The organism is Rhodococcus sp. NFXS4 (genome assembly GCF_058139645.1).
In genome coordinates this window covers 3,650,351-3,671,580 of record NZ_CP192221.1, presented here as the reverse complement: position 1 = coordinate 3,671,580, position 21,230 = coordinate 3,650,351, and the positions used below count along the sequence as shown (strand labels likewise).

Below are 21,230 nucleotides of genomic sequence, written 5' to 3'. Positions count from 1 at the left end.
CCGGACAGGCAGGGTGGTGGAAGAGGAGGCGCGATGAGCGACCGGACGGGTACTCCGCGGGAGCGGGAGATCGCCGCGCGCATCGCCTCCCTCGTCACCGACGCCGAGCAGGAACTCGATGCCGTCGCGTCGGACCTGACGTCGTTGTACCGCAGAAGCATTCCGGTGTACGACTCGGTGGCGCACGAGGAGGTGCAGCGCAACACGCGTGCCGTCCTGGACATCGTTCTGTGGCGAGTGCGTAGCGATGCACCTGCCGTGAACGAGCGGGACGTCGCCGACCTGGTCCGGCGGTGGGCCGATCAGCGGATCCCCCTCGAACTCGTCGCACACAGCATCCAGCTCGGTGCCCGCGAGCTGTTCAAGATGATTCGGCGCAACGCCGTCGAGCAGCAGTTGTCGACCGATGTCATCGACGACATGCAGGACATGATGTGGGAGTGGGCCACGTCGTACTCGGCCGCCGTGAACACGGTGATGCAGGAACAAGCGGTCACGGGTGCCACCCGGCGTGCAGATCTCATCCGGCAGCTCGTCGACGGGTCGTACGTGCCCGCGTCCGTCGAGCGGGACGCCCGTGAGCACGGTATCGCCCTCGATCATCACTACAGCGTCGCCTGTGTGACCTGGAACGACTCGTCGATCGTGTCGGACATCCGGTCGATGCTGCGACTACGTTGCGGCACCGACGATCTCGGCGTGGTGGACGCTGTCATCGACGGCTGTCTCGTCGCCCTGCTGCCCGTGGTTCCGGACCGCCTCGCGGCCTCGGTGGCGGTCGGTCTGGGCAACGCTCGACCGGCCGCGGACGCGCGCGCGTCGTACGGGCAGGCCCGGCAGGCACTCGACCTCGCCACCCGCTTCGCGAGGACGGGAATGGTCGACCTGGCCGCACTCGGACCGCTGCCACTCCTCGCGATGGGGGAGGAGGCCGCGGATCGACTCGCGTCCGCGCATCTGACCACGGTGGCCGAACGCGGCGAGGCGGGTCGCGAGATCCTGGACACCGTCGCGGCGTACCTCGACCACGATCGGCGCGTCGACGACACCGCCGCCGCCCTCTTCGTGCATCGCAACACCGTGCGCAACAGGGTGGCACGTTTCGGTGATCTGACGGGCCTCGACATCGACCGGACAGCCGATCTCGTCCTCGCCTGGTGGCTACTGACGCGTGAGCGCAGCGCGCGCTCGGCTCTCCAGGATCCCCCGCTCCAGTAGCGGAACCGTCTTCCGCATCTTCGGACGGAGAATCGCGTCCCACAACGAGCCGGTGAACACACCGCGGATCTTGTCGACGCCGCGCAGAGCGCCCGGCACGTACACCTTCCGGCGGCGCCGGACGATGGCGTCGACGAACGCGTCGGCGCAGTCCTCGACGTCGGTGACGACATCGAACGGCCAGGGCAGTTCCTCGATGCTCGCCCGCACCGACTCGATGCTGTGCTGCGACTCGAACATCGGAGTCCGGACGAATGCGGGATGCGCGACCCCGACGCCGACGCCCTTGTGTGCTACCTCGAGGCGCAGTCCGCCGCCGAATGCCTCGACACCCGTCTTGGCGGCCGCGTAGGCGGACTGGCCCGGCACGGTCTTCAGGGCGGCCGCGGACGAGACCAACAGATAGAAGCCGCGCTGTGCGGTCACGGCGGGCAACGTGGCGTGCACGGTGCGGATGACGCCGTTCAGATTGATGTCGACGATGCGGGTCAGTGTCTCGACGTCGCTGATGGCGACGGTGCCGGCCTCCGCGATGCCCGCATTGGCCACCACCACGTCGAGGCACCCGTACTCCGAGAGAATTTGTGCGACAGCTGATTCGAGCGACGCGGTGTGCGTGACGTCGGCAGTCACGGCCAGGTGCCGGCCGTGAGCGCTGGTGTCCAGGCTCCCGATCACCGATGCGGGTATGTCGGATCGGTCCACGAGCACCACGTGCGCGCCCCGCGACGCGAGTCGGCGTCCGGTTTCCAGACCGATCCCGGACGCACCGCCGGTGATGAGTACGACCCTGCCTGCCATCGATGCCATGCGCTGTCCTTCACGGGTCGTCGTTCGCGGTCCCCTCAGCGTCGCCCGGCGAGCAGCCCCGCGACAGGTGCGTGACTCCACGTCGGGTCGGCCTGCGCTGTGCAGCCGCACAGCGAGCGATCGACTGGTCTGCGTAGGTCTGACGCCGATCGGGTACCCCGCGGAACGACGACAGGAGCAACTCACGTGAGTACGGACGATCTCGACCCCGGTGTCGCCGCGGCCGTACGGTCCCGCATCGCGTCCGCTGGTGAGATCCCGCTGCCGGGGTCCGGTGCGACCAGGCGACGCTGGGATCTGCTGACCGCGTGGTGCCGCAACGACGCGGTGGTCGGCCGGTTGCTCGAAGCCCACTTCGACGCCGTCGCCATCTGCGCGGAGCTGGGTGGTCCCGCGACCTCGTCCGAGCAGATGTGGGGAGTGTGGGCCGCAGAGACGCCGCCGCCGGTGGACGCGGTCTCCGACGCGCACGGTTCCTGGTCGCTGACCGGCCGGAAGATGTGGTGCTCGGGCGCCCACAGTTGCTCGCACGCGCTGGTGACCGCACGGGCGGGGGAGGACTCCGCCTTGTTCGCCGTGGCGCTGGACAGCGGCACCGTGACCCCTGAGCCGAACACGTGGCACGCGACGGGAATGCGCGAGAGCGATTCCGGCGCAGTGTCTCTCGCGGGAACGTCCGCGGTCGCGGTGGGGCAACCGGGTGACTACACCGCGCGTGCCGGATTCTGGCACGGTGCGATCGGGGTGGCCGCCTGCTGGTTCGGGGTGGCACTCGCCGTCGCCGACCCGCTCTACCGCCGGGCCGCTGCGGACCGGGCCGGACCGCATGCGCTCGCGCACCTCGGAGCAGTGGACGCGGCACTGACGGCCTGTGTCAACACCTTCGACGTCGCTGCCGACGAGGTGGACCGAGACCCACTGGCTCTGGACGAGGCGAGAGTCCGCGCCATGCGGGTTCGCGCCATCGTGGAGCGGGCTTGCACCGAAGTTCTCGACCGGGTCGGCCGCGCGCTGGGTGCGGCACCCCTCGGTCTGGACGCGGAGCACTCCCGCCGGGTGGCAGACCTGACGACGTATCTTCGCCAGAGCCACGCCGAGGTCGATCTGGAGAACCTGGGCCGGGCGGTCGCGGCGTCGGGTTCTGCATCGTGAGTGTGGACAGGTTCGCGGAACGCCCGGTGGCACAGCGTGGAACGCCGGAGTCCGTGTGGCGCGAGAATGGTCCGACGTACCCCGACCTGGTCCACGACGGGCTGGCGCATCTGGTCCTCGTCGCTCCGCACCCTGACGACGAAGTCCTCGGTCTGGGCGGCTGGGCATCGATGCTGGCCGCATCCGGTGTTCCGGTGACGGTGGTCGCCGTCACCGACGGGGGCGCGTCTCACACCCCCACGCCCGCGCGGTCGCGCGCCGACCTGGAAGCGGTGCGCAGAGCCGAGAGTGCCTCGGCGCTGGTGGATCTCGGTATCGTCGACATCCGTCGGCTGAGCTTGCCCGACGGACAGGTGGCCGAGTACGAGCGCGCCCTCGTCGCTGCTCTCGTCGACGTGCTCGACACCGTGGGGCGCGGTACGACGGTGTGGTGCGCGACGACGCTGCGCGGCGACGGCCACCCCGATCACGAAGCGGTCGGGCGCGCGTCGGCCGCGGCGGCGCGCCGGAACGGGTGCACGCTCGTCGAGTACCCGGTGTGGATGTGGCACTGGGCAGAACCGGGGGACGAGGCCGTGGACTGGGAGTCGGCCCGCACGATCACGCTCGACGCGGACGCGATCGCGCGCAAGGAGGTAGCGGTGAGCAGATTCGTCAGCCAGACGACTCGGGACGGGAACGAGGACGAGATCCTCCCGCCGTGGGTTCTTGAGCGGCTTCTGCGTTCTCACGAGACGGTGTTCGTGTGAGCGGGCAGGCCGGAGGCCGGTCGGGATCGGGCGGGCAGGCCGGAGGCCGGTCGGAATCGGGCGGGCAGGCCGGAGGCCGGTCGGAAACGGGCGGGCAGGCCGGAGGTGTCCCGGCGAGTTATTTCGAGCGCATGTACGAGGCCGATCCGGACCCGTGGGGGTTCGAGAGCCGGTGGTACGAGCGACGCAAGTACGCCCTCACGATGGCAATGCTTCCGAACGAGCGGTACCGGTCGGCCTTCGAGCCGGGGTGTTCCGTCGGAGTTCTGTCCGAACTCATCGCGGGCCGAGCCGATCGCCTGCTCTCCACGGACATCGCGGAGGCACCGTTGCGTCGCGCGCGGGAGCGTGGGATTCCGAACGTGGAGTTCCGCCGAGAGTCGCTGCACGACGGGTGGCCGGACGAGCAGTTCGATCTCGTCGTGCTGAGCGAGATGTGTTACTACGTCCATCCGACGGAGCTCGACGCTCTGGTGTCGAAGGCGGTCGACGCGGCAGAGCCCGGCGGAACCGTGTGCGTCGCACACTGGCGCCACGACGTTCCGGAGTACCCGAGCACTGCGGCCGAGGTGCACACCGCGTTCCGCGCGTCTCCGCACCTGCTCCTCCGGGCGGAGTACCGCGACGACGACGTTCTCGTCGACGTCTTCACGCGGGGTACCGGCGCACTCTGATCAGGCGGTGACGGGAATCGCCATCTCGTCGAGGAACGTGGCGAAACCACCTGTGGTGCGCGTACTGGTGCGGGCCGACGTGGTCACGCACGGAGCGCCGGTGCGGCGTATGCGGTACCCCCGGCGTCCGAGTCGCTCGACCAGATCGACGTCCTCGTGGACGGCGAGCGCGCGGAAGCCGCCGACCGCACGGTAGGCGTCGGCGCGCACCGCGAGGTTGGCTCCGTGGACCTGCAGGAGACCGCGTCGTTCACGGTCCGCGTAGTCGCGCCGGAATCGCCGGAGCACGACGGGATCGCGCAGGCCCTCGTCGACGCGCACCGGTCCGGGGACGACGTGTGCCTGCGCAGCGCACGCCACGATCGATCGGAAGTGGCCGGGGTCGACGAGTGAATCGGCGTCGGTGTTGACGTACCAGGTGGACGATCCGGCGCTCGACGTCTCGGACCGGAACCCCAGGGCCCGTGCAGCTCCCACGTTCGCGACGTCCGTCGTGACGCACCGGACGCCCCCACCCACCACCTCCGCGGTGCGGTCACTGCAGGCGTCCAGCACCACCACCAGTCGGACGGGGACCGGCGACAGCGTGCGAGCGGTGCGCAGGGCATCGAGGCACGCAGACAGCGACGCGTCCTCGTTGTGGGCGGGCACCACTGCGACGATGCGCTCGACCCGGGCCGGCGTGAAATGCACACCTGTGAAATGCCCGATTCCCATCGTCGCCAATCATGCGCGGCGCGCGGTGCTGTGCGCGCTACGCCGTGCGGTGCGCGCGGCGCCGCATGGCGGGGCGTACCGCCTCCAGGACCGCGATACCCACTGCCGCGGAGACGAAGGCGAGCACGGTGTACGACACGTTGCCCGCATCGAGCTCGAAGAAGCGGGCGAGCGGCGGCACGGTGAAGATGACCGCGTAGGCCGCCACGGACACGGTCAGCAGCGTCACCTTCCACCACTGCATGGGCCGGGCCACCGTCCCGAGGACCCACATCGCGACGACGATCAGCGTGATGAGCGCCGAGGTGCTCGACTGGATCCGGTCCGCCCGCGAGGCATCGGGTCCGTCGTAGGTGGCGAGGTAGGTCGCGAACGTGGCGACACCCACCACCAGTCCGGCGGGGACCGCCTTGCGCAGCACCCGAGGGACGAAGCCGGAGCGGGCCCGTTCGTTGTTCGGCGCCAGCGACAGCAGGAACGCGGGAATGCCGATGGTGAACCACGCCGCGATGGTGACGTGGCGGGGAAGAAACGGGTAGGGCAGCGGGTCGACGTTCACGACCAGGGACAGCAGACCGGACAGCCCGACGAGGACCGCGAGCACCACCGAGTAGACCGTCTTGGTGAGGAACAGCGTGGAGACCCGTTCGATGTTGCCGATGACTCGTCGACCCTCGGCCACCACGTGGGGCAGCGTCGAGAAGGCGTTGTCCAGCAACACGATCTGCGCCACGGACCGCGCCGCGGGACTTCCCGCGCCCATGGCGACACCGATGTCGGCCTTCTTCAGTGCGAGAACGTCGTTGACGCCGTCACCCGTCATGGCCACCGTGTGACCACGGCTCTGCAAGGCGGTGACCATGTCCCGCTTCTGTTCCGGGCGTACCCGTCCGAACACGGCATGACGCTCCATGGTGTCCGCGAGATCGTCCGTGTTCGACGGGAGACTGCGAGCGTCGACCGCATCGCCCGACGGCAGCGCGTCGAGCGACCCGGCCACCGCGCCCACGGACACCGCGTTGTCGCCGGAGATGATCTTGACCTGGACGGCCTGATCCGCGAAGTAGTTCAGTGTGTCGCCGGCGTCCGCCCGGATCTTCTGCTCGAGCACGACGAGGGCTCGGGGCGTCACGACACCCGGCGCGTCGGCGTGATCCATCGGGAGGTCGCTGGTGGCGAAGAGCAGCACCCTCTTTCCGGCCGCACCCAGCTCGGTGGCGCGTGCGGAGGCCTCCGATACCGGATCCAGCAGCACGTCCGGAGCACCGATCAGGAAGTTGCCCGCGTCGGGGAAGGAGACTCCGCTCCACTTCTTCTCCGACGAGAACGGAGCCCGCGCGGACGCCGTCCGGGCAGGCGCGGTCGGAAGCGCGTCGGCGACGGCGATCATGCTGGCGTTCGGTCGATCGTCGTCGGCGACGACGGCGGACAGGTCGCGCCGGACGTCCTCGTCGGACTCGGCCGACAGCACGAGGAGGTCCGACATGACCATCGCGTTCTCGGTCAGCGTTCCGGTCTTGTCGGCGCACACCACGTCGATACGGGCCAGCCCCTCGACCGCCGGAAGCTCCTGCACGAGGCACTGTCGACGTCCGAGGCGGACCACGCCGACGGCGAGGGCCAGTGAGGTGAGCAGGACCAGTCCTTCCGGCACCATCGGGACCAGCGCCGCCACCATGCCGTTGAGCGCGTGGCCGAGCGGCTGGCCCGTGACGACGAGCTGGTTGACGACGATGACGATGCCGGCCGGGACCATCACCCGGGTGATGTGGCGGAGGATGCGGTCGATACCTGACCGGAGTTCGGAGTCGATGAGCGTGAACTTGCCTGCCTCCTCGGCCAACTGGGCCGCGTACGCTTCCCTCCCCACCTTGGTGACGCGGTAGGCTCCGCGGCCGGCGACGACGAACGACCCGGAGAACACGGAGTCGCTCGGGGTCTTGGTCATCGAGTCGGACTCACCCGTCAGCAGTGATTCGTCGACGTCGAGCGAGTCCGCCTCGATCACGTCGCCGTCGACGATGATCTGATCGCCCGGACCGAGTTCCACGACGTCGCCGAGCACCACCTCGTGGGGAGCGAGGTCCCGTGCACGGCCGTCTCGTCGCACGAGGGGCCGACTCTGGCCCACGATGGCGAGCGCGTCGAGGGTGCGCTTCGCGCGCAGTTCCTGGATGACGCCGATCCCGCTGTTGGCGACGATGAGCAGACCGAACATCGCGTCGATGATCGATCCGGTCGACAGCACGATGACGAGAAGTACCGCCAGAATCGCGTTGATGCGCGTGAAGATGTTGCCGCGCAGGATGTCTGCGACCGACCTCGAGGAGCGGGCCGGCACGTCGTTGGACCGACCCTGCGATGCGAGGGTCTCCGCTTCCGCTGTGGTGAGTCCGACTGCGGTGGGGACGTCGCTCGACAGCATGAAGGGGAGCCTAGTGGGTGTCGGCGACGACGGTCGTCAGCCTCGTTGGTCGTCCAGCACCTGTCGAGCCTGCTCGGTGACCGTGGTCCCAGCGCTGTAGGCCTGTGCTCGCAGCAGTGCCGACGCGGCCTGGACGCCGAGGTGGTGCCGAGCGACCACCACGCCGATCGCCAGGTGCACGGTCGACAGGTCGAAGCCGTGGTCGGGCCCGCCGTCGACGGCCGTGAGGACAGTGTCTCCGTCCAGGTCGTCGCACAGGGGAACTCGCGGCGCCAGCAACTCCGGGCGACGTTCCACGAGCGCTGCGATGGCGGCGTCGGAGTGCGTGCTGCTGCGGCGTCGACCACGCCAGTACATCTGGAGCGTTCCCAGGGGGGTGGCGGGTGTACCGATGGGGAACGTCGCGACCTCGACGACTCCGAGGGTCGCCAATTCGTCGACGAGAGTGGTCCAGCGGACGCCGTGGTCAGGGTCCTCGACATCGAGTCGGCTGTGTCCCGCTCCCGCCATCGACTCGGTGTGCGGTCCGCAGCCGAGCAGGTACTGGAGGTCGGCCAGCCGCTCCGCCAGGTCGTCCGTCGCGTACGTGACGAGCCGGACGTCGGCATCGGCCGCCGATTCCGCCACCACGGCGGCTCCGTCCGCCCGGCACCACTGCACGCATGCGGCCAGCCATGTCTCCGCAGTGCGTCCGGACCGCAGGGCGCCCGTGACGCGTTCGTCGGGTGGATGGGGCTCGCGGGCCGAGTTCGATGCCATGGGGCGTCCTTCGCTGCGTTCGTGTAACCGGTTCGTGGACCGCAGCTGAGGGTGTGTCTCGCCGTTCACCGTGTACCCGTCCGTCGGCTCCGCACACCACATCCGGCCGGTGTCCTCGAACACGGGCGCCCACTCACCGGGTGTCGGCGGTCACCCGAGTGGTCGACACGCTCGGAAGACCCACGACGACATGCGGTGCTGTGCGCAGAATGCTCGGTCGCGGAGCCGGATCTTGCGCAGTCGGCAAGACCGTGGTCACCTGGGGATCTCCGCGAAGCATCGAGCCGGAGATGACGTCCTGAGGGGGCAGCGCCATGACCAGCAACGAGCATGTCGACGATCGAGCGCCACAGACGGTGGAGACCCTGGAGGAGATCGCACAGCGTGTGTTGTGGCTGTCGACCTCGATGATCCACCACGCCAATCGAATTCGGCCCAACCCCAGCGGACTCAAAGTCGGAGGCCATCAAGCCTCGTGCGCGTCGATGGTGTCGATCATGACCTCCCTGTGGTTCGAACAGTTGCAGCCCGGGGACCGGGTGTCGGTCAAGCCGCACGCGTCTCCGGTGCTGCACGCGATCAACTACCTCCTCGGTGAGTTGGACGAGAAGTACCTGACGACGCTGCGGTCCTACGGCGGTCTGCAGTCCTACCCCTCGCGTGCCAAGGACCCCGACACCGTCGACTACTCCACCGGGTCCGTGGGAATCGGAGCGACCGCACCGATCTGGGGTGCGATGTCGCGCCGCTACGTCGACGCCGCCTTCGGTGACGCGCACGACGACGCCCGGACAGCGACCGGATTCCGGGGGCGGCAGTACTCGCTCGTCGGCGACGCCGAACTGGACGAGGGCGCGGTGTGGGAAGCGGTGATCGACCCGGGAATCGCCGACCTCGGCGAGATCGTGTGGATCGTCGACCTGAACCGCCAATCGCTGGATCGAGTGGTGCCGAACTTCGCTGCGCGGCGGCTGGAGAAGATGTTCGACGCCGCCGGCTGGCAGGTCGTCACGGTCTCGTTCGGCACCCTTCTCGACGCATTGTTCGCCCGTCCCGGCGGCGAGGCCCTGCGCGAACGCATCGTCGACATGCCGAACCCGGAGTACCAACGCCTCCTGCGCTGCACGGCGGACGAACTGCGCACCCGACTGCCCGGCGCCGGGCCCGGTGCCGAACGGATTCGTGCCCTCGTCGCCGATCTGGACGATGCCGCTCTGACGGAGGCCGTCCGCAACCTGGGCGGACACGACCTCGCCGCACTGCGCGCCGCGTTCGCCCGTATCGACGACACCCGTCCCACCGTGATCATCGCGTACACCGTCAAGGGCTTCGGGTTGCCGACGCAGGGTCATCCGCAGAATCACTCGTCGTTGCTGACGGTCGAGGAGTACGCCGCACTCGCCGGCACGCTGGGCACCGACCCCGACGCGCCCTGGGCACGATTCTCGGACGACAGTCCGGCCGGGCGGGTGTGCGCGGACACCGCGGACCGGCTGCGCCGGGAACCGATACACACGGCCGAGCCTCCCTCGGTGCCCACCGACATCGGGCGCACGCCCAAGGGAACGGCGACGACGCAGGCCGCGCTCGGTCGCGTCCTGCTCGACCTGACCAGAGCGGCGCCGGACGCCGCCCGACGTGTGGTGACCGTCAGCCCGGACGTCAGCTCCACCACCAACCTGGGCGGCTGGGTGAACAAGGTCGGAGTGTGGTCGTCCTCGGAGCGCCACGACTGGTTCGGTGACGACGCCGAGACGATCATGCACTGGCGCGAGAGCCCCACGGGGCAACACATGGAACTGGGCATCGCCGAGACCAACCTCGTCGGACTGATGGGCGAGCTCGGTGCGACGTGGAGCCGGTGGGGAGAGCCGCTGTTCCCGATCGGAGTCATGTACGACCCGTTCGTCGAGCGCGCGCTCGAGCCGTGGTCGTACGGCATCTACGCAGGCGGACAGTCCATCCTCGTCGGCACCCCCTCGGGAGTGACCCTGGCGGCGGAAGGTGGTGCGCACCAGTCGATCAAGACCCCGTCGATCGGTCTGGAGCAGCCCGGGTGCGTGAGCTGGGAACCGGCGTTCGCGATCGACGTCGAGTGGACGCTGCTGGCGGCGATCGGACGGTTGGGGCGCCCGGGCGGCACGTCGGCGTATCTGCGCCTGTCGACCAGGCCGGTCGATCAGTCGCTGGCGAACGTTCCGGCGGATCCGGCGGCGCGGGAGCGCCGACGGCGGCAGGTGGTCGCCGGGGGATACCCGCTGGTGCGGCGGGACGGTGCGGTGGTGACCATCGCGGCGATGGGCGCGATGGTCACCGAGGCCCTCGACGCGGCGGAGCGGCTCGAACAGATCGGGCTCGCTGCCGACGTCCTGTGCGTCACGAGTCCGGGGGAGCTGTATCGGGCGGTGCAGGCACGGCAGGGGCATCTCGAGGCGGAGTCGTGGATTCTCGATCATCTGCTGCCGGCAGAGCGGGCGACGCCGATGGTGACGGTCCTCGACGGTCATCCCCACACGCTCGCGTTCCTGGCGACGGTGAATCGGGTACCGTCCACGTCTCTCGGGGTGAGTGAGTTCGGTCAGGTCGGCGCACTCGACGAGGTGTACCGCCACCATCAGATCGACACCGACTCGATCGTCCGGGCCGCACTCGACGTCACCGGTCACTGACTGCTCGGCAGGTTCATCGAGCGGCCGCGGCACCGAGTTCGATGAGCAGGACGCCGACGACGATGCATGCGATCCCGCCGAGCATGCGGCGGGTCAGGGGTTCTCGAAAGAGGTACCGGGAGGCCACGGCGGTGAGGGCGACTCCGCACGCGGCCCAGATGCCGTAGGCCACTCCCAGGGCCAGACCCGAACGGAGCGCACCGAGCAGGGCGACGAACGCGAGGAGATAGCCGAGAGCGACGACCCCGTAGAACGCGGGGCGTCCGGTGGCCGCCACGCGGAGCGACAGCGTGGCCGACACCTCGAGGAGGATGGCGCCGAGGAGGAAGAGGTACTGCATCACGGTTCCCGCTCTGCGGGGTGGGACCCGGTCTCGACGAGGAGTACACCGACGATGACCAGTCCGACTCCGAGACCCATCACGATGGTCAGCGGTTCACCGAAGAGCGCTGACGCGAGAAGGGCGGTGAGAGCGACACCGCTTGCTCCCCAGATACCGTAGGCGACACCGAGGGCCATACCGCGGCGCAGTACGGACGCGAGTCCGACGAAGGCCAGCAGATAACCGATGATCACCACGACGTAGAGGACGGGACGGGTCTCGGAACCCTTGAGCGACAGGGTGGCGGACACTTCGGCCACCACGGCCGCCGCCAGAACGAACCACACCATGCGGTAGTTCTACCGCGGGCGGGACTAGCGAGCGATCTGTCCGCGGCCCATGCGCAGGAGGAGCATGCCGAGGGTGCGGCCCTCGCGGCCGAGATCACCGAAGTGCTGGAGCACCGACATCTCGCGTGCGGACGATGCGGCCGAGCGGGGCTCCATCATGCCGACAGTGCGAGTGAGCTCGGTGCGTCGTGCCACTGCGGTCAGGATCTGGGCGTCGAGACGCTCGATCTCGTCGTGCATGGAGTCGATGTCGTGGGCGGTGTCGGCACCGTGGTTGCGCGTGACGTCTGCGGTGGCGAAGTCGGTTGCAATGCTCATGTCTACTGAATCGCGCCCATCCCGAATTTCATTACCGATCTGCCGAGATATTTTTCGGCGACCAGTCGAGAACGGGTCTCACCTGCGGTGATGCAGATTGTGAGCTGGATCGCAGTGCGCCCGTGAGCCTCAGGTGAGGTTAGGCTACGCAATGTTTCTCACCGTGTGTGCGCCCGTGAGGCGACTGATCCCTGTACTCGTCGCGACGGTGGCCCTCACCGTGTCGTGCTCGTCGGCCGCCACCGAGGACGGCCGCGACGCGGCGCAGACAGCGGCCGGCGGCGTCTATCCCGCGACGGTCGACACCGCGTTCGGCGCCGTCGACCTCGAATCGGCGCCGACGCGCGTCGTGGCGCTGGGGTGGGGGGACGCGGAGACGGCATTGGCCCTCGGGGTCCAGCCGGTCGGTGCCAGCGACTGGCTCGACTTCGGCGGAGAGGGCGTCGGTCCGTGGGCGGAGGGTCTCTACGACACACCACCCGAGATCATCGGAACCCTGGAACCGTCCTACGAAGCAGTGGCGGCACTCGAGCCGGATCTGATCCTCGACACCAAGAGCTCGGGCGACGTCGGCCGGCACGACCGGCTGGCGGCCATCGCCCCGACCGTCGGCATCCCGGAGGGTGCGGAGAACTACACGACGTCCTACGAGGATCAGGTCACCATGGTGGCCGCGGCGCTCGGTGTGCCCGAGAAGGGCGCCGAGCTGATCGCCGGGCTGGACGACGGCTTCCGCACGGCCGCCGCGGACCATCCGGAGTTCGCAGAGAAGACCGTGACGGTGGGCGCCCTCAGCGGAACCGGCTACGGCGCCTACATAGAGGACAGCGAGCGGGTGCAGTTCCTGATGCGGCTCGGGTTCCGGCAGAACCCGACCATCGCATCGATGACCCCGGTGCGGTTCTCCGTACCGATCGCGGACGAGCAGCTGGGTCTGCTCGACGCGGATCTCGTCGTCATGTTTCCGATCGGCAAGACTGCGCAGGGCATCGAGCAGAACCCGCTGTTCCGCAGCATCCCGGCCGTGGCGCAGGGGCATGCGATCGTGTTCGACGACCCGGCGGTGGCGAAGTCCTACTCCACCAACTCGGCGCTCTCGCTGCAGTACGCACTCGACACCGTGGTGCCCATGCTGGCGGAGGCGCTCCGGTCGTGATGCCCGGAGGCGATCGCTCACGCGTGCCTTCACCAGCGGCGCGACCTCGGTGCCGAGCAACTCGATGCCCCGCAGCATGGTCCGTCCAAGAGATGCGCCACCCGCTCGCGAGCGGTGACGCGGTGGCCGGTGTCGTACTCGACGACGGCCGACACGAAGTTGCCGATCCCGATGTGCATTGGTGCCGTTCTGCCGATGTAGTGAAGTGTCAACACTCTGTGGTGTCGTCGAGTTGAACCTTCAAGTGAGGGTAGCGAAGGTTCACGACACCTAGGCTGGGTGCGTGAACGACGACGTCGAGTGGCTGCGACCCGACGAGGTACGCGCGTGGCTCGCGGTCGCAGGCCTCCTCGAGGCGCTCCCCGCAGTACTGAACTCGCAATTGAAGAACGACGCGGGGGTCAACCACTTCGAATACATGCTTCTGGCCGGTCTGTCCGAGTCGCCTGGTCGGAGTTCGCCGACGAGTGAGATCGCTGCCTTCGCCGCAGGATCACTTTCTCGGGTCTCCCACGCACTCACGCGTATGGAGTCGCGGGGGTGGGTCGAACGGGGGCCACGCGGAGGCCCCGGTGGGCAGACCGCGGTGACGTTGACCGACGAGGGCATGGAGATCGTTCGTCGCGCGGCTCCCGGTCACGTCGCGCAGGTGCGAGAACTGGTTGTCGACCGCCTCGGTCGTGAGGACGCACTCGAGCTCGGGCGACTCGCGGGCCGGGTGCTCGAGGGTGCGAACCCGGCGGTCCACAGGATGCTGATGGACCGGTATCCCGAGCAGGACGTGCGCCCGGACGACCGGGACTGACGGAGAGGACCCCATGTCGCTACCGCTGACCGGCATTCGAGTGCTGGAGCTCGGCAACTACATCGCCGCGCCGACCGCGGGACGCATGCTCGCGGACTTCGGCGCGGAGGTGATCAAGGTCGAGCGACCCGGCACCGGCGACGAGATCCGGAACTGGCGTCTCTATTCCGGTACCACGTCGATGTTGTACCGGACGATCAACCGCAACAAGAAGTCGATCGTGCTCGATCTGCGCACCGAGCAGGGGCGGCAGGACGTGCTGGATCTCGCCGCGCAGTGCGACATCGTGCTCGAGAACTTTCGGCCCGGCACTCTCGAGAAATGGGGACTCTCGCCGGAGCGGTTGAGCGAGAGGAACCCCGATCTCATCATCACCCGCATCTCCGCTTTCGGGCAGACCGGTCCGATGGCCGAGCGTCCGGGCTTCGCCGCCGTCGCCGAGGCCTACGGGGGATTTCGCAACCTCGTCGGCGACCCCGACCGACCACCGGTTCGCGTCGGAGTGTCGATCGGTGACTCCATCGCCGGCCTCTACGCCGCCTTCGGTTGTGTCATGGCTCTGTTCCGACGCCAGACCGCGTCGAGCGAGCTCTCGCTCGAGCAACGCTCGATCGACGTCGCGCTCAACGAGTCGATTCTGTCGATGATGGAATCGCTGGTACCCGACTACCTCGCCTACGGAGTGGAACGCGAGCGCACCGGTGGGCGGATGGAAGGCATCGCGCCCTCGAATGCGTACCCGTGCAATGACGGTCACTCGATCATCATCGCCGGCAACGGCGACGCCATCTTCCAGCGCTACATGGAGACGATCGGTCGGCCGGATCTCGGCGCGGATCCCGAGCTGTCCGCCAACGCCGGCCGCTGGCGACGTCGGGACGAACTGGACGCGGCCATCTCCGCCTGGACCATGCTGCACTCCCGCGACGAGGCGTTGGCGGTGCTCGATCGGGCCGGTGTGCCGTCGGGGCCCATCTACACGGCCGCCGACATCGTGCGGGATCCACAGTACCGAGCGCGCAACATGATTCAGACGTTCCCCGTGGACGTCGGTGGTGAGACTCCGGTGGACGTGGGTTTCGTCGGTGTGGTGCCCGTCATCGGCGACGCGTCCGTTCCCATCCGATCGCTCGGACCGGACCTCGGCGAGCACACCGCCGAAGTACTGCGGGAACTGTTGGGACGCACCGAGAGCGAGCACGACGCATGACACGGATTCTGGTCACCCTGCCGATTCCCGAACCAGGTATGGAGATTCTGCGCCGCGCCGCCGACGTCGACGTGATCGCGCTCGATCACGTCGCGCTGGCGGAGCGATGCGCCTCCGGCGACTACGACGTGGTGGTGGCCCAGCTCCGGGACCGGTTCGACAGCGCACTGCTCGCCGGTGCGCGGCTGCGTGGGATCTCCAACTACGCGGTGGGTGTCGACAACATCGACGTCGGCGCCGCCACCGTCCGAGGCATCGTCGTCGGGAACACTCCGGGCGTCCTGACGGACTCCACGGCGGACATCGCTCTCCTGCTGATGCTGGCCACCGCGCGTCGGGCGCTCGAGGCGGACCGGACGGTACGCGCCGGTGAGTTCACCGGATGGGCACCGGACCTGATGCTCGGCACGGACGTGTCCGGACGGGTGCTGGGACTGGCCGGATTCGGGCGCATCGCTCGCGCGACGGCGCGGCGCGCTCTCGGATTCGGTATGACGGTGCGGTTCTGCCCACGGCCCCCGTCCGACAGGCCCGTCGACGATGCGGAGCTCGACGAGTTCGGCGGTCGCGTCGAGCACGTCTCGTGGGACGAGTTGGTGGCGACGAGCGACTTCCTGTCCCTGCACGTTCCGCTGACCGAGACGACGTACCACCTCGTCGATGCTCGGGTTCTCGGCGCGATGAAGACCTCCGCGATTCTGGTGAACACCGCGCGCGGGCCGGTGGTCGACGAGTCCGCTCTGGTGGAGGCGTTGCGGGACGGCGTGATCGCCGGTGCGGGGCTCGACGTCTACGAGGACGAACCGGCCACGGCACCCGGCCTGTCGGAGCTGGCCAACACCGTGCTGCTGCCGCACGTCGGGAGCGCGACGGTGTCGGTGCGGAGCGAGATGGCGCGTCTGTGCGCGGAGAACGCCGTCGCGATGGCCGCCGGCACGATGCCGCCCCACGCCGTCAATCCGGAGGCATGGGCGGACCTGTGAGAACTAGGTCGCGAGTGCGGCGTTGACCGCGTTCTCCGTTCGGGTCGGATCGTCCACCGTCAGGACGAGTCGATCGAACCGTCCGGTGCCGTCGAGCTCGATCACAATGTTGCGCACCGGGTCCCCGACGTTCCAGAACACTTTCTCGCCGTCACGATGGAAGGTGCCGGCGTACTTTCCCGGTATCGAGAGGCCCGGAGCCCTGATGCCCCTGGGCTCACGCCGTACACCGGTGTCGACGGTGGCGCCCTTCACCTCGGACAGCGGAATGTCGAGTCGGCGCGTGAAGCTCCAGAGCTTGTCGAGGCCGCGTGGTTCGACGACCAGTCGGCCGTCGACGATGGTCACGGTGTTCATGCTGTGCCCTTTCTCTCGATGCAGGCGCGCGTGAGTATCGCGTCGCCCAGTGCCCGTGCGTCGATGTTCTCGGCAACCAACTTCTCGCGGATCTCCTGCCTCACCGAGGGATCGGAGGGGGCCAGATCCATGAGAGCGACGAGAAGCAGAGGCATCGTGGAGTGCGTCGAGCGCAGTGCGGTGAGGAACAGTCCGCGCTTGCTTCCGAACGCGTTGTAGAGGCTCGCCCGTCGGATGCCGACGGCGTCGAGGATCTGATCGACGGACGCGCCGGTGTAACCGTGACGGGCGAACGTCTCGACCGCGGCCGCGAGCACAGTGTCCGTGTCGAACTCGCGCGGTCTCGGCATGCACCCATTCTAGACTGATCAGTCAATAATGGCGAGTGCCCGCACGGCATCGACGAACGCGTCCACGTCGCGCGCAGTGTGCGCGAACGACGTCACGAGACGCACGACCCCCGGCTCCCACCGGTCGTCGTAGAACGTGAATCCGCGGTCGTGCAGTGCCTGTGTCAGAGCAGCGGGGAAGCGGAAGTAGGACATGTTCGCCGACGCGTCGCCCACGACCTCGATGCCCCCGATCTGTCGGAGCCCGTCTCGGAGCCGCGCGGCCATCGCGTTGGCGTTCCGCGCATGACGCATCCAGAGGTCGTTCTCCAGGTACGCGACCAGTTGCGCGCTCTGGAACCGCATCTTGGACGTCAGCTGGCCACCGCGCTTGTGTCGGAATGCCAGTTCGGTGGACAACGACGGATCGAACGACACGATGGCCTCGGCGGTCATCGTGCCGTTCTTCGTCGCGCCGAAGGACAGGATGTCCACGCCTGCTCGCCAGGTCATCTCGGCCGGCGTGCACTCGAGGGCCACGAGCGCGTTGGCGAACCGGGCGCCGTCCATGTGCACGCGGAGTCCGGCATCGTGCGCGATGGTCGACACCTCACGCACCTCGTCGAGGGTGTGGACACTGCCCGTCTCGGTGACCTGCGTGAGGCTCACCACCGACGGCTGGACACTGTGGACGTCGCCGCGTCGTCGCACGACCGCGGCGCGCAGTGCGGTGGGATCCATCGTCGAACGGGGGCCGTCCACGAGGACGATCTTGGCGCCGTCGGTGAAGAACTCCGGAGCGCCGGCCTCGTCGTTGGTGATGTGGCCGTCGGGATGAGTGAGGATGCTGCCCCACGGCGGTGTACACGCGGCCAGCGCCAGTCCGTTGGCCGCCGAACCGGTTCCGACGACGAACACGTCGACGGGACGCTCGAAGACGTCGGCCATCAGCGTCGTGAGACGAGCGGACGTCGGATCGTTGCCGTACGGGGCCGCGAGCCCGGTCGATGCCTCCGCCATGGCCGCGAGGATCTCCGGGGCGGTGCCCGCAGCGTTGTCGCTGAGATATCCGGTGAGTGGGGCAGTGGTGCTCGTGGCCATACCCCCATGGTGGCAGAACCTCGACCGGCTACCGCAGCTCCGCCGCCAGCCGAGGGAGCAGCGCGAGGGGATTGGTGCGTTCCACCCGTGCCCGGCCGTCGCCGTCGAACACGTCGGACAGGCCGGGGGCCGGGTCGTCCGTGTCCGAGGCGGAGTAGGTGAGTCCGCTGAAGGGCCAGTCGGTTCCGAAGACGATGTGGTCGACGTCGGTCACTTCGAGCACCGATCGCAGCGACGACGCCGAGGCGGACAGTGCGGTGTCGTAATGGAAGCGTCGCAGTGCACCCTCGAGGCCGAGCAGCGACACGGACGGGATCTGATCCGGTGCGACGGCGCGGGGCGCGTTCAGCCGCGTGGCGAGGTACGGCAGGCAACCACCCGCGTGAGCGAGGACGAAGCGGATGTTCGGATACCGGTCGAGGGTGCCGGCCGCGATCATCTCGACCGCGGTCCGTGTGGTCTCGAAGGGGAACTCCAGGAGGAAGCTCGGAAGCGGCAGTGGGGGAGCCGAACCCGCGGGGAGCTCGCCGGGGTGCACGAAGACGAGGGCGGACCGCGCGTCGAGCAACGCCATGATCGGCTCGAAGCGTGGGTCACCGAGGTAGATGCCGTCGTACGACGACAGCAGTGCCACCCCGTCCATTCCCAGCACGTCCAGGCCGTACGCGATCTCGGCGAGGGACGCCGGCACGTCCGGAAGTGGCAGGGTGACCAGGGAGCCGAAACGAGTGGGATGCAGTCGAACCTGGTCGGCCGCGTAGTCGTTGCAGGAGCGCGCGAGGCGCACCGCCTCGAGGCCGCGCACGAACCGCACTCCGGGGTCGGAGATCGAGAGCACCTGGGCCGCGATGCCGAATTCGTCCATGAACGCGAGAGCCGACTCCGGCGACCACGCGGGCAGCGGTAGGCCGCCCGGAACGAGAAGCCCGGCGCGCAGCACGGCCTCCCGATACATCGGCGGGATCATGTGCGCGTGCAGGTCCACTCGATACGCACCCACGGGCGCGGCCGAGGCCGTCGGTCCCGTGGCCGCGAGCAGGCCCGCGCCGAGCATGCCTCCGCCGATCAGTGTCTGCAGAGCTTGTCGTCGTGTCGCCATCGTCGTTCCCCCGTGTCTGGACGCCGTCCCCCCGGCTCTGCGGCAACATAACAGGGTCGGATGCCAGTGCTGATGATTCGATCGGAACTTCGGGACGGGTCACGAGTCGACGTGGTCCCGCGTGTCGTCCAGTCGGCCGGCCGCCGCGCGTCGACGCAGGACCTCGCGGTGTCCGAACGTCGCCCCGAGAATCTGCTCCTGGTCGGCCACGGTGCTGCCGACAGCGCCCGCCACGGTGCCCAGCGATGCCGAGAGCCACGCCAGGCGCACGTAGTCGGAGACGTTCGCCGAACGCCCGATCTGTTCGGACAGGAACGACGGAGAGATCACCACTGCGGCCGCTGCGCCGACCACCAGGAACAGGACCGCGTACATGGTGACGACTCCGGCGGTGACCGTGCCGAGGGTGGCGAGGTTGTACATCGTGCGGTCGATCGCTCGCGCTCGCCGAGTGTGCCTCTCCCACAATCCGTTCGGAAAGATGAGCCAGGCCGTCACGGCCAACAGGGCGGTGGCGGACACCGCCGTCAGGCGCATGATCGACATCGACGCCGCCATCTGCCAGATGCTCGAGTAGAAGAGGCCGAACGCCGAGGTCGCGGTCGCCGCGGCCAGTGCGCCCGACAGTGTCGGTATCAACCGCCACGGTCGGTTGGTGCGGATCATGCCCGCGACCACCCGCGCACGCCCCAGCAGGGCGGGCGCCACCAGGGCGTCGTGGCCGGACACGGTGGACCAGTGCGCCAGACCGGTGGCGGGATCGGGTCGGTCGACACCGGTGGTGTCGCGCAGCGCGTGCAGAGCGGCCAGCGTGACGGCGCGCGCACGTCGCGCGACCCGGTGGGTGCCGAACGACGGGACGTAGACGACCACCATCGACGGCCGGACCATCTCGGCGAGGACGGGGCGCGACCGCACACGGCGCGGTATCTCGGACACGCACACGGTGAGCGTGTCCTCGCTGCCTCCGGTGTTGCTGAGCAGGGACGCCCACGTGTCGAGATCGGGGCTGCCGCTCTGCACCGGTGGCAGCGGGATCGTGATTCTCTCGACGCCGAGCACGTCCCCGTCGCGCGTGGCCGACCCGTCGAGGCCCACGACCACGGAATCGGCGACGGTGGCGGCGAAGCCGGGATCGGACGCGACTCTGACGACGGGCATCCTGGTCGGCTACCCGTGTCGGTCGTTCGGAAACGGCGCGGCGGCGACTCCAGCCCTTGCGTCGCGGCCTCTCTCGCGCGAGACCGCGCTCGCTAGCGTTCGGCCCGAAGTAGTTCCACGTCGGAGACCAGGCGGATGTGATCGGCCATCGCACGTCCGGCTTCCACGGTGTCCTCGCGCCGGATGGCCTCGGCGATACGCCGATGACCTTCGAGAGACGATCGTGGGCGATCCGATTGCGACAGCGACTCGATGCGGGTCTCGCGAATCAGTTCGGCGATCTCGCCCATCAACCGGGCGAGGAGCGGGGAATGCGCCGCGGCCGTCACGGCCCGGTGGAACAGTTCGTCCCCCGACACTCCTCGCTCACCGCCGGAGATCTCCGCCTCCATGACGTCCAGGGCGTGGTCGATGGCGCGCATCTCGTCGTCACTGCGCCGGGCCGCGGCCAGTTCGGCCAGTTTGACCTCGAGTGCCTCACGCGCCTCGATGACCTCGGGAAGGCGATCGGCGTGCTCGCGGAGCGCCCGAATGGCCATGTCGCCCACCGGTCTACGAACCAGTACTGCTCCGTCGCCGTGCCGCACGGACAGGATGCCCTGCACCTCGAGTGCCACCAGGGCCTGGCTGAGGGACGCGCGACTGACGCCGAGCTGGCCGGCGAGTTCGCGCTCGGCCGGCAATCGTTCGCCGACCTGCATGTCGCGCGCCGCGATGTGGTCGCACAACTGCTCGACGATCACCTCGTACAACCGCGGGCGGTTCACCGGACGGATCTGGTCGGCCACTGGGTCACCCGTTCTCTGCGTCACTCGTGCTCTGCTCCACTCACCCACAGAGTAGCGCCACCACGGCGTCGTTACTCC

Annotated in this window: 22 protein-coding genes; 9 read left to right on the top strand and 13 right to left on the bottom strand. The window is 68.8% G+C overall.

The features are described from left to right. The first annotated feature begins 33 nt into the window (after positions 1-33). Entirely contained in the window at positions 34-1,218 is a 1,185-nt protein-coding gene (locus tag J4E04_RS17260) for a PucR family transcriptional regulator (RefSeq protein ID WP_490149102.1), read from the top strand. Here J4E04_RS17260 and J4E04_RS17255 read toward each other — a convergent pair. Further along, a complete protein-coding gene (locus J4E04_RS17255) occupies positions 1,162-2,028 on the bottom strand; it encodes a short-chain dehydrogenase/reductase (RefSeq protein ID WP_490149101.1) in 867 nt (288 codons plus the stop codon). The genes J4E04_RS17260 and J4E04_RS17255 overlap by 57 nt on opposite strands. 186 nt (positions 2,029-2,214) lie before the next feature. Between J4E04_RS17255 and J4E04_RS17250 the strand changes: the two genes are divergently transcribed. The 3 genes from J4E04_RS17250 (at position 2,215) to J4E04_RS17240 (ending at position 4,603) form a co-directional block, all read left to right on the top strand. Continuing rightward, the gene (locus tag J4E04_RS17250; RefSeq protein ID WP_490149100.1) at positions 2,215-3,180 is read left to right on the top strand and encodes an acyl-CoA dehydrogenase; all 966 of its coding nucleotides are present in this window, start codon (positions 2,215-2,217) and stop codon (positions 3,178-3,180) included. Further along, positions 3,177-3,929 (top strand): PIG-L deacetylase family protein, encoded by a 753-nt coding sequence (locus J4E04_RS17245; protein WP_490149099.1) that lies wholly within the window; start codon positions 3,177-3,179, stop codon positions 3,927-3,929. The genes J4E04_RS17250 and J4E04_RS17245 overlap by 4 nt, the downstream gene beginning before the upstream one ends. A gap of 131 nt (positions 3,930-4,060) precedes the next feature. Next, entirely contained in the window at positions 4,061-4,603 is a 543-nt protein-coding gene (locus tag J4E04_RS17240) for a class I SAM-dependent methyltransferase (protein ID WP_222646667.1), read from the top strand. Here the strand turns inward: J4E04_RS17240 and J4E04_RS17235 are convergent, their stop codons facing one another. The 3 genes from J4E04_RS17235 to J4E04_RS17225 are packed head-to-tail and all read right to left on the bottom strand — an operon-like array spanning position 4,604 to position 8,504. Then, positions 4,604-5,320 carry a glycosyltransferase family 2 protein gene (locus tag J4E04_RS17235; protein WP_490149098.1) on the bottom strand — a complete coding sequence of 239 codons (717 nt, stop codon included), beginning with the start codon at positions 5,318-5,320 and terminating at the stop codon, positions 4,604-4,606. Between the two features lie 37 nt (positions 5,321-5,357). Beyond that, positions 5,358-7,745, bottom strand: a complete 2,388-nt coding sequence (locus J4E04_RS17230) for an HAD-IC family P-type ATPase (RefSeq protein WP_490149097.1) — start codon at positions 7,743-7,745, stop codon at positions 5,358-5,360. A 36-nt stretch (positions 7,746-7,781) separates the two neighbouring features. Next, positions 7,782-8,504: an ANTAR domain-containing protein gene (locus J4E04_RS17225; RefSeq protein ID WP_307095682.1), complete on the bottom strand. Its 723-nt coding sequence runs from the start codon at positions 8,502-8,504 to the stop codon at positions 7,782-7,784. A 314-nt stretch (positions 8,505-8,818) separates the two neighbouring features. Here J4E04_RS17225 and J4E04_RS17220 point away from each other — a divergent pair, with 314 nt between their 5' ends. Then, on the top strand, positions 8,819-11,173 hold the full coding sequence (locus tag J4E04_RS17220) for a transketolase-like TK C-terminal-containing protein (protein ID WP_490149096.1): 2,355 nt from the start codon (positions 8,819-8,821) through the stop codon (positions 11,171-11,173). A 13-nt stretch (positions 11,174-11,186) separates the two neighbouring features. Here the strand turns inward: J4E04_RS17220 and J4E04_RS17215 are convergent, their stop codons facing one another. Genes J4E04_RS17215 through J4E04_RS17205 form a run of 3 tightly spaced genes read right to left on the bottom strand, consistent with a single transcriptional unit; the run spans position 11,187 to position 12,163 of the window. Beyond that, positions 11,187-11,513, bottom strand: a complete 327-nt coding sequence (locus J4E04_RS17215) for a DMT family transporter (RefSeq protein WP_027504356.1) — start codon at positions 11,511-11,513, stop codon at positions 11,187-11,189. Next, positions 11,513-11,845: a DMT family transporter gene (locus J4E04_RS17210; RefSeq protein ID WP_490149095.1), complete on the bottom strand. Its 333-nt coding sequence runs from the start codon at positions 11,843-11,845 to the stop codon at positions 11,513-11,515. Before J4E04_RS17210 ends, J4E04_RS17215 begins: the two co-directional genes overlap by 1 nt. A 24-nt stretch (positions 11,846-11,869) precedes the next feature. Next, entirely contained in the window at positions 11,870-12,163 is a 294-nt protein-coding gene (locus J4E04_RS17205; RefSeq protein WP_222627980.1) for a chorismate mutase, read from the bottom strand. 175 nt (positions 12,164-12,338) lie between these two features. Between J4E04_RS17205 and J4E04_RS17200 the strand changes: the two genes are divergently transcribed. The 4 genes from J4E04_RS17200 to J4E04_RS17185 all read left to right on the top strand — a co-directional run bounded on the left by J4E04_RS17200 (position 12,339) and on the right by J4E04_RS17185 (position 16,317). Then, on the top strand, positions 12,339-13,319 hold the full coding sequence (locus J4E04_RS17200; protein ID WP_490149094.1) for an iron-siderophore ABC transporter substrate-binding protein: 981 nt from the start codon (positions 12,339-12,341) through the stop codon (positions 13,317-13,319). A 283-nt stretch (positions 13,320-13,602) separates the two neighbouring features. Further along, on the top strand, positions 13,603-14,124 hold the full coding sequence (locus tag J4E04_RS17195) for a MarR family winged helix-turn-helix transcriptional regulator (RefSeq protein ID WP_056446583.1): 522 nt from the start codon (positions 13,603-13,605) through the stop codon (positions 14,122-14,124). A gap of 13 nt (positions 14,125-14,137) precedes the next feature. Then, positions 14,138-15,334 carry a CaiB/BaiF CoA transferase family protein gene (locus J4E04_RS17190; protein ID WP_222639630.1) on the top strand — a complete coding sequence of 399 codons (1,197 nt, stop codon included), beginning with the start codon at positions 14,138-14,140 and terminating at the stop codon, positions 15,332-15,334. Beyond that, on the top strand, positions 15,331-16,317 hold the full coding sequence (locus tag J4E04_RS17185) for a 2-hydroxyacid dehydrogenase (RefSeq protein WP_490149093.1): 987 nt from the start codon (positions 15,331-15,333) through the stop codon (positions 16,315-16,317). The genes J4E04_RS17190 and J4E04_RS17185 overlap by 4 nt, the downstream gene beginning before the upstream one ends. 3 nt (positions 16,318-16,320) lie before the next feature. Here the strand turns inward: J4E04_RS17185 and J4E04_RS17180 are convergent, their stop codons facing one another. From J4E04_RS17180 to J4E04_RS17155, 6 genes are all read right to left on the bottom strand, one after another. After that, positions 16,321-16,674: a hypothetical protein gene (locus tag J4E04_RS17180; RefSeq protein ID WP_056446591.1), complete on the bottom strand. Its 354-nt coding sequence runs from the start codon at positions 16,672-16,674 to the stop codon at positions 16,321-16,323. Continuing rightward, entirely contained in the window at positions 16,671-17,024 is a 354-nt protein-coding gene (locus J4E04_RS17175) for a TetR/AcrR family transcriptional regulator (protein WP_490149092.1), read from the bottom strand. The genes J4E04_RS17180 and J4E04_RS17175 overlap by 4 nt, the downstream gene beginning before the upstream one ends. Positions 17,025-17,042: 18 nt before the next feature. Beyond that, positions 17,043-18,104: a threonine aldolase family protein gene (locus J4E04_RS17170; RefSeq protein ID WP_056446597.1), complete on the bottom strand. Its 1,062-nt coding sequence runs from the start codon at positions 18,102-18,104 to the stop codon at positions 17,043-17,045. A gap of 28 nt (positions 18,105-18,132) precedes the next feature. Next, a complete protein-coding gene (locus J4E04_RS17165; RefSeq protein ID WP_490149091.1) occupies positions 18,133-19,203 on the bottom strand; it encodes an amidohydrolase family protein in 1,071 nt (356 codons plus the stop codon). A 99-nt stretch (positions 19,204-19,302) separates the two neighbouring features. Beyond that, the gene (locus J4E04_RS17160; protein ID WP_490149090.1) at positions 19,303-20,364 is read right to left on the bottom strand and encodes a hypothetical protein; all 1,062 of its coding nucleotides are present in this window, start codon (positions 20,362-20,364) and stop codon (positions 19,303-19,305) included. 92 nt (positions 20,365-20,456) lie between these two features. Next, positions 20,457-21,152 carry a FadR/GntR family transcriptional regulator gene (locus J4E04_RS17155; protein ID WP_222627962.1) on the bottom strand — a complete coding sequence of 232 codons (696 nt, stop codon included), beginning with the start codon at positions 21,150-21,152 and terminating at the stop codon, positions 20,457-20,459. Positions 21,153-21,230 lie beyond the last annotated feature (78 nt).

Excerpts from the sequence above, each read along its gene's own strand:
- J4E04_RS17260 (WP_490149102.1), top strand. The coding sequence starts at position 34 with ATGAGCGACCGGACGGGTACTCCGCGGGAGCGGGAGATCGCCGCGCGC.
- J4E04_RS17240 (WP_222646667.1), top strand. The coding sequence starts at position 4,061 with ATGTACGAGGCCGATCCGGACCCGTGGGGGTTCGAGAGCCGGTGGTAC.
- J4E04_RS17225 (WP_307095682.1), bottom strand. The coding sequence starts at position 8,504 with ATGGCATCGAACTCGGCCCGCGAGCCCCATCCACCCGACGAACGCGTC.
- J4E04_RS17220 (WP_490149096.1), top strand. The coding sequence starts at position 8,819 with ATGACCAGCAACGAGCATGTCGACGATCGAGCGCCACAGACGGTGGAG.
- J4E04_RS17185 (WP_490149093.1), top strand. The coding sequence starts at position 15,331 with ATGACACGGATTCTGGTCACCCTGCCGATTCCCGAACCAGGTATGGAG.
- J4E04_RS17170 (WP_056446597.1), bottom strand. The coding sequence starts at position 18,104 with ATGGCCACGAGCACCACTGCCCCACTCACCGGATATCTCAGCGACAAC.
- J4E04_RS17180 (WP_056446591.1), bottom strand. The coding sequence starts at position 16,674 with ATGAACACCGTGACCATCGTCGACGGCCGACTGGTCGTCGAACCACGC.
- J4E04_RS17175 (WP_490149092.1), bottom strand. The coding sequence starts at position 17,024 with ATGCCGAGACCGCGCGAGTTCGACACGGACACTGTGCTCGCGGCCGCG.
- J4E04_RS17215 (WP_027504356.1), bottom strand. The coding sequence starts at position 11,513 with ATGCAGTACCTCTTCCTCCTCGGCGCCATCCTCCTCGAGGTGTCGGCC.
- J4E04_RS17205 (WP_222627980.1), bottom strand. The coding sequence starts at position 12,163 with ATGAGCATTGCAACCGACTTCGCCACCGCAGACGTCACGCGCAACCAC.
- J4E04_RS17230 (WP_490149097.1), bottom strand. The coding sequence starts at position 7,745 with ATGCTGTCGAGCGACGTCCCCACCGCAGTCGGACTCACCACAGCGGAA.
- J4E04_RS17210 (WP_490149095.1), bottom strand. The coding sequence starts at position 11,845 with ATGGTGTGGTTCGTTCTGGCGGCGGCCGTGGTGGCCGAAGTGTCCGCC.
- J4E04_RS17255 (WP_490149101.1), bottom strand. The coding sequence starts at position 2,028 with ATGGCATCGATGGCAGGCAGGGTCGTACTCATCACCGGCGGTGCGTCC.
- J4E04_RS17190 (WP_222639630.1), top strand. The coding sequence starts at position 14,138 with ATGTCGCTACCGCTGACCGGCATTCGAGTGCTGGAGCTCGGCAACTAC.
- J4E04_RS17165 (WP_490149091.1), bottom strand. The coding sequence starts at position 19,203 with ATGGCGACACGACGACAAGCTCTGCAGACACTGATCGGCGGAGGCATG.
- J4E04_RS17160 (WP_490149090.1), bottom strand. The coding sequence starts at position 20,364 with ATGCCCGTCGTCAGAGTCGCGTCCGATCCCGGCTTCGCCGCCACCGTC.
- J4E04_RS17235 (WP_490149098.1), bottom strand. The coding sequence starts at position 5,320 with ATGGGAATCGGGCATTTCACAGGTGTGCATTTCACGCCGGCCCGGGTC.